Source organism: Variovorax sp. IB41 (genome assembly GCF_016405905.1).
Classification (GTDB): Bacteria; Pseudomonadota; Gammaproteobacteria; order Burkholderiales; family Burkholderiaceae_C; genus Variovorax.
The window spans coordinates 139972-157329 of record NZ_JAEFCB010000010.1 but is presented as its reverse complement, the minus strand read 5'-3'; the positions used below and the strand labels follow the sequence as shown (position 1 = coordinate 157329).

The 17358-nt window shown below is 67.7% G+C and carries 11 protein-coding genes; 4 read left to right on the top strand and 7 right to left on the bottom strand.

Translation table 11 applies throughout. From position 1 onward, the window contains the following. The first annotated feature begins 52 nt into the window (after positions 1 to 52). Positions 53 to 1975, top strand: coding sequence for a sensor histidine kinase (locus tag JC881_RS19180; RefSeq protein ID WP_233101898.1), 1923 nt, complete (start codon positions 53 to 55; stop codon positions 1973 to 1975). Between the two features lie 22 nt (positions 1976 to 1997). On the opposite strand, the gene JC881_RS19175 is transcribed toward JC881_RS19180, so the two are convergent. Then, entirely contained in the window at positions 1998 to 2825 is an 828-nt protein-coding gene (locus JC881_RS19175) for an undecaprenyl-diphosphate phosphatase (RefSeq protein ID WP_198787296.1), read from the bottom strand. Between the two features lie 158 nt (positions 2826 to 2983). Here JC881_RS19175 and JC881_RS19170 point away from each other — a divergent pair, with 158 nt between their 5' ends. Further along, positions 2984 to 3856, top strand: coding sequence for a hypothetical protein (locus tag JC881_RS19170; RefSeq protein ID WP_198787295.1), 873 nt, complete (start codon positions 2984 to 2986; stop codon positions 3854 to 3856). Here JC881_RS19170 and JC881_RS19165 read toward each other — a convergent pair. From JC881_RS19165 to JC881_RS19155, 3 genes are all read right to left on the bottom strand, one after another. After that, complete coding sequence (locus tag JC881_RS19165) at positions 3848 to 4504, bottom strand: aspartate/glutamate racemase family protein (protein ID WP_198787294.1); 657 nt, start codon at positions 4502 to 4504, stop codon at positions 3848 to 3850. The two genes, JC881_RS19170 and JC881_RS19165, sit on opposite strands and share 9 nt — an antisense overlap. A gap of 142 nt (positions 4505 to 4646) precedes the next feature. Next, positions 4647 to 5558, bottom strand: coding sequence for a transporter substrate-binding domain-containing protein (locus JC881_RS19160; protein ID WP_198787293.1), 912 nt, complete (start codon positions 5556 to 5558; stop codon positions 4647 to 4649). A 59-nt stretch (positions 5559 to 5617) separates the two neighbouring features. Continuing rightward, positions 5618 to 6952 (bottom strand): aspartate aminotransferase family protein, encoded by a 1335-nt coding sequence (locus JC881_RS19155; RefSeq protein WP_198787292.1) that lies wholly within the window; start codon positions 6950 to 6952, stop codon positions 5618 to 5620. 137 nt (positions 6953 to 7089) lie between these two features. Here JC881_RS19155 and JC881_RS19150 point away from each other — a divergent pair, with 137 nt between their 5' ends. Beyond that, positions 7090 to 7953 carry a MurR/RpiR family transcriptional regulator gene (locus JC881_RS19150; RefSeq protein WP_198787291.1) on the top strand — a complete coding sequence of 288 codons (864 nt, stop codon included), beginning with the start codon at positions 7090 to 7092 and terminating at the stop codon, positions 7951 to 7953. A gap of 83 nt (positions 7954 to 8036) precedes the next feature. After that, positions 8037 to 8402, top strand: coding sequence for an SPW repeat protein (locus JC881_RS19145; protein WP_198787290.1), 366 nt, complete (start codon positions 8037 to 8039; stop codon positions 8400 to 8402). Between the two features lie 124 nt (positions 8403 to 8526). Here the strand turns inward: JC881_RS19145 and JC881_RS19140 are convergent, their stop codons facing one another. From JC881_RS19140 to JC881_RS19130, 3 genes are all read right to left on the bottom strand, one after another. Further along, the gene (locus JC881_RS19140; protein ID WP_233101896.1) at positions 8527 to 10098 is read right to left on the bottom strand and encodes an efflux transporter outer membrane subunit; all 1572 of its coding nucleotides are present in this window, start codon (positions 10096 to 10098) and stop codon (positions 8527 to 8529) included. Positions 10099 to 10108: 10 nt separating this feature from the next. After that, positions 10109 to 13381 (bottom strand): efflux RND transporter permease subunit, encoded by a 3273-nt coding sequence (locus tag JC881_RS19135; protein ID WP_198787289.1) that lies wholly within the window; start codon positions 13379 to 13381, stop codon positions 10109 to 10111. Positions 13382 to 14207: 826 nt separating this feature from the next. Beyond that, complete coding sequence (locus JC881_RS19130; protein WP_198787288.1) at positions 14208 to 17333, bottom strand: efflux RND transporter permease subunit; 3126 nt, start codon at positions 17331 to 17333, stop codon at positions 14208 to 14210. Positions 17334 to 17358 lie beyond the last annotated feature (25 nt).

Genomic DNA, 17358 nt, shown 5'->3' with positions numbered 1-17358 from the left:
CACCCGGCGCAGCCCGCCTGCGGGGCCATCCCCGAGCACTGGTAGATCGCGAATGCCGCACCGAGAACATCGACCGCAGGAGGGCCCGAGCCATGCGCACCACGCACGCTCCCGCCTGGCGACAGCGCGGGCATGGCTCGTTACGTCGATCGGCGCCCTCCTTTTCCTGCTCTTCACGGTCACCGCGGCGATGGCGCAGCAGCCACCGCCGCCCGCACTCCACGTCGAAGCGGCGCGCGCCACCGGCTGGGACGACACCACCCCGCCCGCCGACGGCTGGACGCCCGTCACCCTGCCCGACAGTTGGGCCGATCGCTGGCCAGGTTTCGACGGCGTGGTCTGGTACCGCTTGACCTGGGAGCAGCCGGCGCAGGTGCGCGAGGCCGGGCTGCTGCTGCACTACCTCAACATGGCCGGCGAGGTGTCGCTCAACGGCACGACGATCTCGCGCGACGAGAGCCTGGTCGAGCCGCTGACGCGCGCATGGAACGTGCCGCGCCAATGGCTGCTAGCGCCGCCGCTGCTGAAACCCGGCGGCACCAACACGTTGCTGGTGCGCGTGTCGGGCCTCTTCGCCTACCAGGCGGGCCTCGGGCCCGTGAGCCTGGGCACGCCCGCGGCCATGCAGGCGGAATACGCGCGCGAGCAGTTCGTGCGCCGCGACCTGCAGGTGCTGGGCCTCGCGGTAAGCGCCGCGGTCTCGGCTTTCTTCGCGGCGCTGTGGTTGCTGCGCCGGCGCGAAACGGCCTACGGCTGGTTCGCGGTCATGTCGGTGCTGTGGCTCTTGTTCGGCTACAACCAGATCGCGACCAGCCCGTGGCCCTTTGCCGGCAACCACAGCTGGCAGGCGCTCAACACGTCGCTCTTCCTCGCCTTCAGCGTGTCGTACATCGTCTTTGCGCTGCGCTTCTGTGCATGGCGCATGCCGCGCCTGGAAGCCGCGGCGCTGCTGGTGGCGCTGGCCGGCGTGCTCGACCTGTGGTTCACGAGCGGCCAGAGCCTGCCGGTGCATCGCGCCGTCTGGACGCTGGTGGGCGGCCTCACCATCATCGCGGTGAACAGCGCATCGATCGTGCACGCCCTGCGCCATCGCGCGAGCCCCATGCGTTCGCTCGCGCCTTTCATGGCCGTCTCGGCCGCCACGGCGGCGCACGACCTCCTGGTGTTCACGCAGGTGATCGACAGCAACATCTACTACACGACCATGTCGTCCTACGTGCTGCTTCTGGGCATGGCGCTGACGCAGGCCGCGCGCTTCGTCAAGAGCCTGGAGCGCATCGAGAACTTCAACACCGAGCTGATCGAAGAAGTGAACGCCGCGAAGTCAGAGTTGGCCTCGACGCTCGCGCAGCAGCATGCGCTGGAGCTCGCGCATGCGCGCATCGGCGAGCGCGTGAACCTCGCGAGCGACCTGCACGACGGCCTGGGCGGCATGCTGGTGGGCAGCATCGCGACGCTGGAGCGCACGCCCGCGAACCTCTCCGCGCCCGAGCTGCTCGCGATGCTCAAGAGCCTGCGCGACGACCTGCGGCTGATCATCGAAGCCACCGGCCGCCACGACGGCGCGCGCGCGTTCGGCGAGCTGCTCGCGCCGCTGCGGCACCGCACCTCGCAGCTGCTCGATGCGAACGGCATCGATTGCCGCTGGCAGGTGTCGAACCTGGAGACGCTGGAGCTGCCGCCCTCGCAGAGCCTGGATTTGCTGCGCTTCCTGCAGGAGGCGCTGACCAACGTGCTCAAGCACAGCGCGGGCCGCCGTGTCGATGTGGCAGTGACGCGGGACGGTGCCGAATTGCAGCTCAGCGTGCGCGACGACGGCCGCGGCTTCGTGGTCGATGGGGCCGACAAGGCCGCGGGCTCCGGCCTGCGCAGCCTGCGCGCCCGTGCACGCAGGCTCGGGGCCGAGCTTCAGCTGCAGTCGCGGCCCGGCGAAACGCAGCTCGCGCTGCGGATGCCGCTGGTGCCCACGGCTTGAGCCGCCTGAGCGGCCTGCAGGATCAGTCCGCCCAGACCACCGTGCCGGTCCACGCCGTCACCAGCACCACGATGCCGAAGGCGATGCGGTACCAGGCGAACGGAATGAAGTTGTGGGTGCTGATGAACTTCAGCAGCCAGCGCACGCACAGCCACGCGCTGATGAACGAGAACACCAGGCCCACGGCGAACAGCGGAATGTCGGCTGCCGAGAGCAGCGCGCGCTCCTTGTAGACGCTGTACGCGCCCGCGCCGATCAGGGTCGGGATCGCGAGGAAGAAAGAGAAATCGGTCGCCGCCTGGCGCGAGAGCCCCAGCAGCATGCCGCCGATGATGGTCGAGCCGCTGCGGCTCGTGCCCGGGATCATCGCGAAGCACTGCACGAGGCCGACCTTGAGCGCGTCCCATGGCGTGAGGTCGTCCACATGCTCCACGCGCACCGAGCCCGGCGGCCGCTTCTCGGCCCACAGGATGATGAAGCCGCCGATGATGAACGTGCTGGCCACCACGGTCGGGATGAACAGGTGGGCCTTGATCACCTTGCCGAACAGGAGGCCCAGCACGACGGCAGGCAGGAAGCCGATGAGGATGTTCAGCGCCAGGCGCTGCGCCTTGGGTTGCCGCGGCAGTGCCACGACGGTCGACTTGATCTTCTGCCAATAGACCAGGATCACCGCGAAGATCGCGCCGGTCTGGATGGCGATCTCGAACACCTTGCCCCGGTTGTCGCCGAAGCCGCCGAGCAGCGAGCCCGCAAGAATCAGATGCCCTGTCGACGAGATCGGCAGGAACTCGGTCAGCCCTTCGACGATGCCCATGATGGCGGCCTTGACCAGCAAAACAATATCCACGCGTACTCCTTCAAAGAGCATCAATTATGGCGAGGGCATCGGTCAGCTTTTGTTCAGGTAGCGGGCGAGTACCGAATACCTAATTCCGGGGATGTTCACCGGAAACGCATCGACACATATTCGTCGGCCAGACCATCAGGTGCCCCAAGGAATCTCTCATGCGAACGTTCACCCCCGCGGAGGAGCACGCATCGACCGCCGACGACCACGGCCAGGACCGCCTGAAGCACCCGCAGGCCGTTGCACAGGAACAATGCGAGTCCATCCGCCGCGTGGCCGGCGCCACCGGTGCTTCCACCCATGAACTGCGCATGCTGATGCAGCGCCTGGCCGACATCGACCGCTCGGGCTCGTGCGCGGGCATCGTTGCAGAGGGCAACATCGCCGCCGACCGCATGGAGGCCGAGATCCAACTGCTCGACCTGGGCGACGGCTGCGTCGCGGAGCAGCAGGCGGATGCCTGCCAGCGCATCGACCTGGGCCTGCTCGAGGCGCTGAACCCCGCGCACGACAAGAAGTGGTACGCGCGCTGGAAGTTCTGGAGCTTCATCCTCGGCGCGGCCGGCCCCGTGGCCTCGCTCACGCTGCAGGGCCTGGCGCTGCGCCCGAGCGAACCCGCGGGCGCGCACGCCGACCTCGTGGCCAAGGCGCGCAAGGTGCTGGAGAGCTGGCGCCGCACCTCCGACCCGCTCTTCTGGTCGGCCGTCGAAGACTATGTGCGGCAGCAGGCCTTCTCGCTCGAAACGCAGGCCTACCTCATGCACTGCATCGCGGCCGTGTTCAGCGGCAACGCCATGAAGCTGTCGAGCGAACAGAGCGAACAGCTCACCGGCCTTCTCACCGAGACCTATTGCGATGCGCTCGGCACCGCGGCCACGATGCCTTCGTCGGACATCTACCGGCGCCTGGCCGAAGGCCTGGAGGCGACCGACCGCGAGACGGGCCTGCGCCGCATGCTCGGGCGCAGCGACGCGGCGCAGATCGCGATGACCACGCTGGTCAGCGCCATCGGCCACGGCGGCTCACGCTGAGCGCGGCTGGCCCGTTCGCCGGCGCAGCGCGCGCACTGCGCTGTCGACCGTCGTAAGCACCAGCAGGCCGCTGGCCTCTGCACAAGCCGCACTGGCGCGCGCCATGCTGAATTGCGCGAGCGCGATGCGCGTGCAGCCGCGATCGCGCAGCATCGCGGCCTGCGCGGCGATGAGCGCGTCGTGGCGCTGCGCGTCGCCGGCATTCAGTGCATCGAGCGCGCCTTCGGCCAACGCGAGTTCCAACGCGGCACCCGCGGGAAATTCCGGCGGCATCGATGCGAGCGTGGGTGCGAAGGTCGCGATCAATCCCAGCCGCCCTTCCCTCTGCATCGCCTCGGCGATCATGGCCTCGTTGGGCTTGAGCACCGCAATGCCCGCATGCCGTTGCGCCACCGCCTCGATGCACGGCCCGAAGGCCGAGCAGGTGAAGAGGATGCCCTCGGCACCCGTGTCGACCGCGTACTGCGCAAGGCGCTGGAAGCGTTCGTGCATCGCCGCGTCCAGCCCACGCCCGTTGCGCGCGAGGTCGGCCGAGAGGCTGTCGTCCAGCAGGTTCATGCGCACCGCCTCGGGCCAGTCGCGCGCGAAGGCTTCGTTGATGGGGGCGACCGAATGCGAGAGCGCGTGGACGAGGGCGATGCGTGTCATGCGAGGAACAGAGGAGCGTTAGAGAAAGAACCCAGGCGCATCGATCAACCGCAGCCGTTCGGGCTGAGCCTGTCGAAGCCTTGCGCGGCGCTTCGACAGGCTCAGCGTGAACGGTCTCGTCTTCATCGAGAGCAGCCTCGTGTCAGATGCCCTTGGACGATGGATTGGCGAACGCATCCTTCGTCTCGGCATTGAGCGGGTAGTTGATGTTGATGCCCTTGGGCGGAATCGGCGACATGAACCACTTGCTGTAGAGCTTTTCCATCTCGCCCGACTTCATCATGCCCGAGACCACGCGGTCCACCAGCGCCTTGAAGGCCGCATCGTCCTTGCGGAACATGAGCGATTGGTTCTCGGTGCGCAGGCTCTCGCCGGTGATGATGAAGTCCTTCGGGTTGCGCGCATTCGCGATCTGCCCGGCCAGCAGGATGTCGTCGAGCACGAAGGCCTGCGCGCGGCCGCTCTCCACCAGCAGGAACGAGTCGCTGTGGTCCTTGCCCGCGAGGTTGGTCACCTCGAGGCTGCGGCCGCGGTCGGCCTCGCGCAGGAGGCGGAACGACGTGGTGCCGCTGGTGGTGGCCACGGTCTTGCCCTGCAGGTCGGCGATGCTCCGGATGCCCGAATCGGCCTTCACCAGCATGCGCACGTTGTAGCGAAAGATATCGGGCGAGAAGGCCACCTGCTTCTGGCGATCGACCAGGTTGGTGGTGGAGCCGCACTCGATGTCGACCGTGCCGTTCTGCACCAGCGGCATGCGGTTGGCGGAAGTCACGGCCTGGTACTTGATCTCGATGGCGGGCAGCTTGAGCTCGGTCTTCACCGCCTCGACGATGCGGTTGCAGATCTCGATGCTGTAGCCCACGGGCTTCAAGTTGCCGTCCAGGTACGAGAAGCCGAACGACGACTCGCGGTAGCCGAAGGTGATGGCGCCGCTCGCCTTGATCTTGGCGAGCGTGTCGCTCTCCTGCGCCTCTGCGACAGCGAACGGCAACAGGGTGCAGGCCACCGCGAGAGCGGCAGTACCGAAGGGAATCGGCAGACGAAGCTTGGGCATGGGAGCGCTCCTCGGAACGGCGGGTTGAAGAAAACGGCGAAGGGAAACGGGGGTTGCGATCAGCGCGCGGCGGCCCGCGTGACCGCATCGATGGAGGCCGCGAGACGGGCGGCGATTTCCTGCAGGTCCTGGCGCGTCGCGATGAAGGGCGGCGCGAGCAGCACGTGATCGCCCTGGCGGCCATCGACGGTGCCGCCGAAGGGGTAGCACAACAGGCCGCGCGCCATCGCGTCTTTCTTGACGAGCGCATGGACCTTCCGCGACGGATCGAACGGCGCCTTGCTCGCGCGGTCCGCGACCAGCTCGATGCCCCAGAAGAAGCCGCGCCCGCGGATGTCGCCCACGTGCGCGTGGTTGCCCAGCGCCTCGGCGAGCATCGCGCCGAAGGCCACGCCGTCTTCGCGCACCTTCGCGACGAGGCCGTCGCGGCGGATCACCTGCTGCACCGCGAGCGCCGCCGCGCAGGCCATCGGATGGCCGAGGTAGGTGTGGCCGTGCTGGAAGAAGCCGCTGCCCCTGGACATGGCCTCGACGATCTTCTGCTGCGCGAGCACCGCGCCGATCGGCTGGTAGCCGCCGCCCAGGCCCTTGGCGATGGTCATCAGGTCGGGCGCGATGCCCTCCTGCTCGCACGCATGCAGCGAGCCGGTGCGGCCCATGCCGCACATCACCTCATCGAGGATCAGCAGCACGCCGTATTTGTCGCACACGGCGCGCACCGCCTTGAAGTAACCCGGCACGGGCGTGAGCACGCCGGCCGTGGCACCGCCTACCGTTTCGGCGACGAAAGCGATCACGCGGTCGGCGCCCTGCGCGACGATGGCCGCTTCGAGCTCGGCCGCGAGGCGAAGTCCGTACTGCACGGCGCTCTCGCCCTCGCGCTGCTCGCGGTACGGATAGCACGGCGACACATGCGTGGCCGGCACGAGGATCGGCGCGAACGGCTCGCGGCGCCATGCGTTGCCGCCCACCGCGAGCGCGCCCAGCGTGTTGCCGTGGTAACTCTGGCGGCGCGCGATGAAGTGGGTGCGCTGCGGCTGCCCGATCTCCACGAAGTATTGGCGCGCCATCTTGAGCGCGGACTCCACGGCCTCAGAACCGCCGCTCACCAGGTACACGTGGCTCATGCCTTCGGGGGCGGAGGCGATCAGCTCATCGGCCAATTGCTCGGCCACTTCGCTCGTGAAGAAGCTGGTGTGGGCGTAGGCCAGCGTGTCGAGCTGCGCGTGCATGGCGGCCAGCACCTCGGGGTGCGCGTGACCCAGCGACGAAACGGCCGCGCCGCCCGAGGCATCGAGGTATTCGCGGCCTTCGGCATCGCGGATGAACATGCCCTTCGAGCTCGTGGCAACGGGCGGGGTCTGGCGAAGGCTGCGGTGAAAGACGTGCGTCATGGCGGTGGAGATCTGGAACGGTCTTTGGAACCAATGTTTCGGGCGAATTATTGTTTGGAACATTTGTTCCGTCAACTGTTTCATCGTTCCATGTCCGGTACATTCGTTCCAACCGCAGCCAGAAGAGAGACACCGCCATGGGCGCCAGAGACCAGATCCGCCAGCGCTTCAACGAACTGAGCCCTGCCCTGCAACAGGTGGCGCGCTACGTGCTCGACCATCCCAACGAAGTGATCACCGCCTCGATGCGCAACGTGGGCACGCGCGCGCAAAGCACGCCGGCCACGCTGGTGCGTTTCGCGCAGAACCTGGGCTATGCGGGCTGGCCGCAGCTCAAGGAAGCCTTCGCGGGCGACATGGGCCTGGGCAGCGAGACCTACGGCGGGCGCGCCAAGCAGCTGGTCGGCCGCTCGCACGACCGCGGCCTCACGGGCGAGATGTTCGAGGTGCAGCGCCGCAACCTGGAAGCCACGCACCAGCAGAGCGAGCAGGCGCTGCAGAAGGCCTGCGCATTGATCGAGAAGGCGGCGGCCGTGCATGCGGCGGGCTTTCGCGCGTGCTTTCCGATCGCGTTCTCTTTCGTCTATGTGTACCGGCTCTTTCGCGCGAGCGTGCACCTGGTCGACGGCCAGGGCGGCTCGCTGGAGATGCAGCAGCGCGCCTTCGCCAAGGGCGATGCGCTGGTGGTGGCGAGCTTCGCGCCCTACTCGCGCGAGGCGCTGCAGGTGGCCGAAGCCGCCAAGGCGGCCGGCTGCCGCATCGTCGCGATCACCGACAGCGTGACCTCGCCGCTCTCGCTGCTGGCCGACGAGACGCTGCTCTTCACGATCAACAGCCCCTCGTTCTTTCCGTCGGTGGCGGCCGGCGTGGCGGTGACCGAGGCGCTGGTCGAACTGCTCGCCAGCCGCGCGGGCAAGCCGGGCATCAAGCGCATCGACCAGGCCGAGGCGCAGCTGTTCGAGTCGGGTGCGTACCTTTTGCCTCCTGTCGCACGCGGATAGCCGCTGCCCCGGGACGGAACCCTGCCCCGACGCGGGTGTCCAACCGCTGTCGCGGCGCCTTGTCGCGACAGGAGGTAATGACCATGAAGCAAGTGAAGCATTGGCAAGACCCCGTCAACGCCGTCGCCGGCGCCTGGCTGATCGTCTCGCCCTGGGTCCTGGGCTTTCAGGGCATCTCGCCCGCCATGTGGACCATGGTGGCCACCGGCATCGTGCTGGGCGCCGTGGCATTGGGCGCGACCTTCGTGCCCAAGCAGTGGGAAGAGTGGACCGAAGTGGCCCTCGCAGTGTGGCTTGCCGCATCGCCGTGGCTGGTCGGTTTCGCCGCGATGGAAACGGCGATGGTCAACGCGGTGCTCGTGGCCGCGGTGATCCTGGTGCTCGCCCTCTGGGTGCTGGTGACCGACAAGGACTACCTGGGCAGCACGCTGAACCGTCCGGCGCACTGAGCGCCGGGAACAACGCCGGGAACAACGCCGGGAACGACTGCGCCGTGAAACGAAGCCCGCCGCGCGAGCGGCGGAGCCGACTGGATGGGCATGGCGCCCCTCCGCGAAACCGCCCTCCTCGCGCTTACTGCGCGCGAGGGCCGGCAGGTTGCTGTGCCGCAGCGCCCGTGTCGTTGCCGGCCATCCACCCGGCCTGCCAGCCACCGCCCATCGCCTGGATGAGCGCGATCGCCGAGGCCTGGCGATTGCCCTGCAGCTGCACCAGCGCACGCCGCGCGCTGAGGGCAGCGGCTTGCGCCGTCACCACGTCGGTGTAGCTCACCTGCGCCGCGCGGTAGCGGTTGAGCAACTGCTGCTCGGTCTTGTCGGCCGCGAGCGTGGCTTCGCGGCGGAAGCCCTCCTGCTGCGCGAGCGTGGCGCCCGTCGTCAGCTGGTCTTCGACCGCCTGGAATGCGGTGAGCACCGTCTGGCGGTAGCGCGCCACGGCGGCTTCGTGGCCGGCCTTGGCCGCATCGACGCTCGCGCCGATCGCGCCGGCATCGAACACCACCTGCGCCACCGAGAAGCCGAGCGACCACAGCGTGTTGGCCGAGCTGAACAGGTCCTTCACGCGGCTCGCGTTGGTGCTGCCGACCGATGCGGTCAGCGGGATGTTCGGGAAATACGCGGCGCGCGCAATGCCGATCTGCGCATTGGCAGCGGCCACCGAGCGCTCCGCCGCCGCGATGTCGGGGCGGCGCTGCAGCAGCGTCGAGGGCACGCCGGTCGGCACGCCGGGCACCGTGGGGGTCCAGGTCGCGGCCGGCAAGGTGAAGTCCGCCGGGGCCACGCCCACCAGCATTGCGATGGCGTGTTCCAGCGTGGCACGCGTGCGCGTGAGGCCCACGCGGTCGGCCTTGGCATTGACCAGTTGCGTCTGCGCCTGCAGCACGTCGGTCTGCGCGGAAATGCCCGCTGCATAGCGGTTGCTCGTGATCTCGAAAGCGCGCTGGTAGCCCGCGATGGTTTCGTCGAGCAGCACGATCTCGGCGTCGGCCTCCCGCAGCGAGAAGTAGTTGGTCGCCAGATCGCCGATGGCCGAGAGGCGCGCCGCCGCGAGGTCGGCCTCGCTCGCCTGTGCGTTGGCCTGCGCGCTGCTCACCGCTTCGCGCAGGCGCCCCCAGACGTCGGGCGTCCAGCTGGCATTGAGCGAGGCGGAGAAACTGTTCGACGGACTGGCTGTTTCACTGTTGCTGTTCACGTTGCCGCTGCGCCGCCCGCTGCCGCTGAACGACACCGAGGGAAAGAGCTGCGCGCGCTCGCCGCGCACCAGCGCCTGGGCCTGCGTGTAGTTGGCCACTGCCGCGGCAATGTTCTGGTTCGACACCTGCACGCGGCCGGCCAGTTCGTCGAGCGTGGGGTCGGCGAAGAGCTTCCACCACTCGCCGCGGTCCAGCGCATCGGCGGGTGCGGCGGGCAGCCAGCCTTCGGCGGTCTGCTGCTCCTTCCAGGCGTTGGACGCCGCGGAGGTCGGCACCTGGTAGGCGGGCCCGACCGCGCAACCCGCGAGCGCGGCGGCGAGGGCCAACACGCCGAGCCGGAACACAAACCGTTCGGGCTGAGCCTGTCGAAGCTCTGCGCGGCGCTTCGACAGGCTCAGCGTGAACGGTTGGCCCTTTTCGAGCGTGACAGGGGATGAAGTCGGCAGTGCGTTCATGGTGTTGTTCTCAAGCGGGCGTGACACGGCTCAATTCGTGTTCGTTCTTGCCACGGCGGCGCAGCTTGTCGAGCAGGAGATAGACGACCGGCGTTGTCAGCAGGGTCAGCAACTGGCTCGCGATCAGCCCGCCGATGATGGCCACGCCCAGCGGCCGGCGCAGTTCCGCCCCCTCGCCGAAACCGATGGCCAGCGGCAGCGCGCCGAGCGCGGCCGCCATCGTCGTCATGAGGATGGGCCGGAAGCGCAGCAGGCACGCCTCCCGCACCGCCTCCAGCGGCGTGAGCCCGCGCGAGCGCTCGGCCTCCAGCGCGAAGTCGATGATCAGGATGGCGTTCTTCTTCACGATGCCGATCAGAAGGAACACGCCGATCAGCGCAATGATCGAGAACTCCATGCGGAACATCAGGAGCGCCAGCACCGCGCCCACGCCGGCCGAGGGCAGCGTCGAGAGCACGGTGATCGGGTGCACCAGGCTTTCATAAAGAATGCCCAGCACGATGTAGATCACGATCAGAGCGGCCAGGATCAGCATGACCTGCTGGCCCTGCGACTGCTGCGCGCTGGCGGCGGTGCCGGCGAATGCGCCGCGCACGTTGGTGGGCATCGCGATGTTGGCCTCGGCCTTGGCGATGGCCTCGCGCGCATCGCCCAGGTTCGCGCCCTCGGCGAGGTTGAACGAGATGGTGGTCGCTAGCTCGCCGTCGTCGTGGCTCACCGAGGTGGCGACCGACTGCTCCTCGAACTTGGCCACCGCCGACAGCGGCACCAGCGTGGTGGGCGTGTTGCTCAGCACATTGCCGGTCGATGCGCCGCGCAGGCCCGCGTTGGCCGACACGGGCACCGTGGTGCTCGCGGCCGTGGCGGTCGATGCGGCGCCGCCCGTCGTCGAAGTGGTGGTCGTCGTCGCCGCGACCTGCGTGGTCACGGTCTGCCCGCCGATCACCGAGGTGCGGGTGGCCGGCACGTACACGTCGCTCAGCGAATTGGGGCTGCGCGTGTAGCGCGGCGCCCATTCCATCACCACGTGGTACTGGTTCAGCTCGGTGTAGATCGTGGCCACCTGGCGCTGGCCGAAGGCGTTGTAGAGCGCGTTGTCGATGGCGGTGGAGGTGAGGCCCAGGCGCCGCGCGCTGTCGGGGTCGACCTTGGCCACCGTCTCCACGCCGTTCTGGTCCTGGTCGGTGTCCACGTCGGTGAGCAGGGGCTGCAGCTTCAGCTCGTCCGAGAGCTTGGTGGCCCAGGTGCGCAGATCGGTCAGGTTGTCGCTCTTGAGCGTGTACTGGTAGGTGGAGTTGCTCGAGCGCCCGCCCGAGCGCACGTCCTGCACGGTCCCGAGGAACACGCGCAGGCCCGTCACCTCGTTGAGCTGGGGCCGCAGGCGCGCGATGACGGCCAGGCCGCTCTCGGTGCGCTGATTGGCGGGCTTGAGGTTCACGAACATGAAGCCGCCACCCGCGCGCGAGCCGCCGGTGAAGCCGATCACCGTGTCGACCGCCGGGTCCTTGCGGATGATGTCGATCACCTGCCGCAGCTTGGCAGCCAGCGCCTGCGACGAGATGCTCTGGTCGGCGCGCAGGCCGCCGTTGAGCTGGCCGCTGTCCTGCTGTGGGAAGAAGCCCTTGGGCGCGGCGCTGAAGAGATAGACGTTCAGCCCCACCACCGCCACCAGGATGAGCATGACCAGCCCCTTGCTGTCGAGCGCCCAGTCCAGGCTGGTCTCGTAGCGCTTGAGCACCCAGTCGTAGCTGCGCGCGGCCATGCGGCCGAGGCGCCCTTGCGGCTTGTTCTTGTCGTGCTCGCCGCCGCGCTTGAGCAGCCAGGCGCACATCATCGGCGTGGTGGTGAGCGAGATGACCAGAGAGATCATCACCGCCGCCGACAGCGTGATCGCGAACTCGCGGAAAAGCCGCCCCACCTGCCCGCCCATGAACAGCAGCGGAATGAACACCGCCACCAGCGAGACGCTGATCGACAGCACGGTGAAGCCCACCTCCTTGGCGCCCAGCAGCGCCGCCTTCATGCGCGACATGCCCGACTCGATATGGCGGCTGGTGTTCTCCAGCACCACGATGGCGTCGTCCACCACGAAGCCGGTGGCCACCGTGAGCGCCATCAGGCTCAGGTTGTTGAGGCTGAAGCCCAGCAGGTACATCACCCCGAAGGTGCCCAGCAGCGCCGCGATGGTGGCCACGGCCGGCACGATGGTCGCGCGCACGCTGCGAAGAAAGAGACTCACCACCAGCACCACCAACAGCACCGAGATGACCAGCGTCGCCTCGACCTCGTGCAGCGAACTGCGGATGGAGTTGGTGCTGTCCGAGGCGACCTGCAGCGTCACGTCGGGCGGCAGCTGCGCCTGCAGTTCGGGCAGCAATGCGCGCACGCTGTCCACGGTTTCGATGATGTTGGCCGAGGGCTGCCGCGTGATGAGGATGATGATCGCCGGCTCGCCGTTGAAGAGGCCCAGCGTGCGCGTGTCTTCCACGCCGTCGATCACCTCGGCCACGTCCTGCAGCCGCACCGCCGCGCCGTTGCGCCAGGCCACGACCATCGAGGCGTAGTCGCTGGCGCGCAGGGCCGGCGTCTGCGTGTAGATCTGGAGCTTGCGGCCGTCGCCCTGCACCATGCCCTTGGGGCGGTTGGCGTTGGAGGCCTGGATGGCGGCGCGCACGTCCTCGGTGCTGATGCCGTAGCGGTTGAGTGCGAACGGCAGCAGTTCGATGCGCACGGCGGGGAGCGAGCCGCCGCCGATCTCGACGTCGCCCACGCCGTCGACTTGCGACAGGCGCTGGCTCACGATGTTCGACACCGCGTCGTAGATCTGGCCCGGGGTCTTTGTCTTGGAGGTGAGGGCCAGGATGATGACCGGCGACGCCGCCGGGTTGGCCTTGCGGTAGGTCGGGTTGCTGCGGAGGGTGGCGGGGAGGTCGACACGGCTCGCGTTGATGGCGGCCTGCACTTCCCGGGCGGCGCCGTCGATGTTGCGGCTCAGGTCGAACTGGAGGGTGACGCGGGAGGAGCCGACGGAGCTCGTGGACGTCATTTCGTTGACGCCTGCGATGGTGCCCAGGTGGCGCTCCAGCGGCGTCGCCACGCTGGTTGCCATCGTTTCGGGGCTTGCGCCGGGGATCGAGGCTCTTACCGAGATGACTGGGTAGTCGACCTGGGGGAGTGGCGAGACTGGCAGCACGAAGAACGCGGCTATGCCTGCGAGGGCGATGCCTATCGTCAGCAGGACTGTGCCGATGGGTCTTCTGACGAAGGGGAGCGACAAATTCATCGCGGCTTCCCCTGCTGGGGGCGGAGGCCGGGTCTCGCCCCGGCGGGCGACTTACTTTCTTTTGCTTCGCCAAAAGAACGTAAGCAAAGAAAAGGCGACCCTGCTGTCTGCGTCCCTACGCTTCGCTTCGGGCAACCTGCGGTGCTCACGTTCCGCGGGGTCTCGCCCAAACTCGCTTCGCTCAAACAAGGGCGAGCCCTGATCCGCGAAACGCTCCGCTCCTCGGCGCATACAGAAGGGCTTTGGGAACCAGCGGGCCATCGCTGCGCTCGGCGCCTGGACACCTCACGAGCCTTTGCTTCGCTCGGCTTGGATTGGCTCCCTCCCCTTCCGGGGGAGGGTTGGGGTGGGGGCACGCGGCGCTTGTTGAAGCACTGCCGTGTTGCGAGGGCCGTCGAGCCCCCTTCCCAGCCTTCCCCCAGCGGGGGAAGGAGCAATGCATCAAGGCCCTGTGTTGCAGGTCTGGTCTTTCTCCCTCCCCCCTTGGGGGAGGGCCGGGGTGGGGGCACCGCAGCCGAGCGAAGCAAAGGCCCGAGGATTGCAAGCCGAGCAAAGCGATGGCCCGAAGACTTCCCCTCCCTTCTGGCTGCGCCGAGGAGCGCAGCGTTTCGCGGATCAGGGCTCGCCGCTGTTTGAGCGCAGCGAGTTCGGCGAGACCCCGCGAAACGTGAGCACCGCAGGTTGCCCGTAGCGAAGCGAAGGGTCGCAGACAGCAGGGTCGCCTTTTCTTTGCTTACGTTCTTTTGGCGAAGCAAAAGAAAGTAAGTCGCCCGCCGGGGCGAGACCCGGCCTCGGGAAGAAAACGAAGAACAGAAGGCAAAACGGATCAAGCCGCTTCCTCCTCGATCACCGCCCGCCGCGAGCTCCCTCCGCCAAGCCGATCGAACGCCAGATAAATAACAGGCGTAGTGAACAGCGTCAGCAGCTGACTGACGATCAACCCGCCGAAGATCGCGAGCCCCAGCGGCCGCCGCAACTCGGCACCCTCACCAAAGCTCAGCATCAAAGGCACAGCAGCAAACAACGCAGCGAGCGTCGTCATCAAGATAGGCCTGAACCGCAACAGTGCCGCCTGGTGAATCGCCTCCCGAGGCGACTTCCCTTCCGTCCGCTCCGCATCGATCGCAAAGTCGATCATCATGATCGCGTTCTTCTTCACGATGCCGATCAGCAGGATGATCCCGATGATCCCGATCACCCCCAGGTCATTGCCCGTGATCATCAACGCCAGCAAGGCGCCCACACCCGCGGAGGGCAGCGTCGACAGGATCGTCAGCGGATGCACGTAGCTCTCGTACAGCACCCCGAGCACGATGTACACGCAAACGATCGCCGCAAGAATGAGCCACAGCTGATTCGACAGCGACCGCTCGTAAGCGCCCGACGCGCCGAGGAAGGTCATCGTGATGCTGCTGGGCATGCCGATTTCCTTGGCCGCCGCGCGGATCGCATCGACCGATTGCCCGAGCGACACGCCCGGCGCGGTGTCGAAGTTCAGCGTGCTCGCCGGGTACTGCGCCACGTGCGTGATCTGCAGCGGCGCCTGCTGCTCCGAGATATCGGCGATCGCGGCCAGCGGCGTGGCGGTGCCGGAGCCAGCGATCAGGTTCAGTTGCCCGAGCGTCTGCGGCGTGTTCACCATGCCGGGCCGCGCTTCGAGAATCACGCGGTACTGGTTGGTCTCGGTGAAGATGGTCGAGACGATGCGCTGGCCGAAGGCGCTGTAGAGCGCGTCGTCCACCGTGCTCGCGGTGATCGAGAGGCGAGCCGCGGTGTCGCGGTTCACATTCACGAACGCGGCCAGGCCCTGCGCGCCGGCGTCGCTGCTCACGTTGCGCACCTTCGGCGAGTCCTGCAGCTTCGCGACCAGCTTCTGCATCCACTCGGTGATGAGCGCGCTGTTCACGCCTTCGAGCGACACGCGGTATTCGGTCGGGCCGGTCTCGGCGTCGATGGTCAGGTCCTGCGTGGGCTGCAGGTACAGCGTGACGCCGGCCACCTGGCGCACGCGCTCGCGCAACCGGTCCATCACTTCCTGCTGGCTGTCGTGGCTGCCCTTCAGGTTGATGAGCATGCTGCCGGTGTGCAGCATGGTGTTGTTGGCGGCGTCCACGCCGACGAAGGAACTCAAGTTCTCCACGTCGGGGTCGTCGAGGAGCGCGCGCGCCGCCTGCTGCTGCAGTTGCGCCATGCGGTCGAACGACACGTCCTGCGCCGCCTGGATGCGGCCTTGCAGCTGGCCGGTGTCCTGCGTGGGAAACAGGCCCTTGGGAATCGTGAGGTACAGCACCACCGTGAGCACCATGGTGAGCAAAGCGACCAGCAGCGTGAGCGGCTGGTGGTCGATCACCCAGTGCAGCGAGCGGTCGTAGCGCACCATCACGCCGTCGAAGAAACGCTGCGCGCGTGCGCCGAAACCTGTGCCGCCCGGCTCCTTCTTGGGCTCGTGCTTGAGCCAGCGCGCCGACATCATCGGCACCAGCGTGAGCGACACCACGGCCGAGATCAGGATGGTGATGGCCAGCGTCACAGCGAATTCGCGGAACAGACGCCCCACCACGTCGCCCATGAAGAGCAGCGGAATCAGCACCGCGATGAGCGATACCGTCAGAGAAATGATCGTGAACCCGATCTGCGTCGCGCCCTTGAACGCGGCTTGCAATGGTTTCTCGCCCTCCTCGATGTAGCGCGCGATGTTCTCGATCATCACGATCGCGTCGTCCACCACGAAGCCGGTGGCGATGGTGAGCGCCATCAGGCTCAGGTTGTTGAGGCTGTAGCCCAGGAGGTACATGAGCCCCAGCGTGCCGATGAGCGAAATGGGCACCGCGATGCTCGCGATGACGGTGGCGCGCAGGCTGCCGAGGAACGCGAAGATCACCAGCACCACCAGCACCACGGCCAGCACCAGTTCCATCTCCACGTGCTGCACCGAGGCGCGGATGCCGGCCGTGCGGTCGCTCAGCACTTCGATCTTCAGGCCCGCGGGAAAGCCCGCCTGCAGCTCGGGCAGCTGCTTCTTGATGGCGTTGACGGTGGCGATCACGTTCGCGCCGGGCTGGCGCTGCACGTTCAGGATGATGGCCGGGGTGAGCTTGCCCTCACCGCCGTCGGCCGCCTTGGTGCCGGCCCAGGCACCGAGTTGCGTGTTCTCGGCGCTGTTGACCACCTGCGCCACATCGACCATGCGGATCGGCGCGCCGTTCTTGTAGCTGACGATGAGGTTCTTGTAGTCCTCGACGGTGAGCAGCTGGTCGTTCGAGTTGATGGTGTAGGCGCGCTTGGGGCCGTCGAAGCTGCCCTTGGCGCCGTTGGAATTGGCCGCGCTGATGGCGGTGCGCAGCGTATCCAGCCCGATGCCGTTGGCCGCCAGCGCCTGCGTGTTGGCCTGGATGCGCACGGCAGGCCGCTGCCCGCCGCTCAATGACACGAGCCCCACGCCCGAGACCTGGCTGATCTTTTGCGCGAGGCGTGTGTTCACGAGGTTCTGCACCTCGGTGAGCGGCAGCGTGTCGGACGTGATGGCCAGCGTCAGCACCGGCGCGTCGGCCGGATTGACCTTGGCGTACACCGGCGGCGCGGGCAGGTCGGCCGGCAGCAGCGAGCCGCCGGCGTTGATGGCGGCCTGCACTTCCTGCTCGGCCACGTCCAGCGTCTGGCCGAGCGAGAACTGCAGCGTGACGATCGACACGCCCGCCGCGCTGGTCGAGCTCATGCGGTCCAGGCCCGACATCTGGCCGAACTGGCGCTCCAGCGGCGCGGTGACGGTGTTGCTCATCACCTCGGGGCTGGCCCCGGGGTAGAGCGTCTGCACCTGGATGGTCGGGTAGTCGACCTGCGGCAGGGCCGACAGCGGCAGGAAGCGGAACGCGACCAGGCCGGCCAGCACGATGGCGACCATCAGCAGCGAGGTCGCCACCGGGCGAAGGATGAAGGGGCGTGAGGGGCTCATCGTGCGCGTGGCTGCGGCAAGCCCG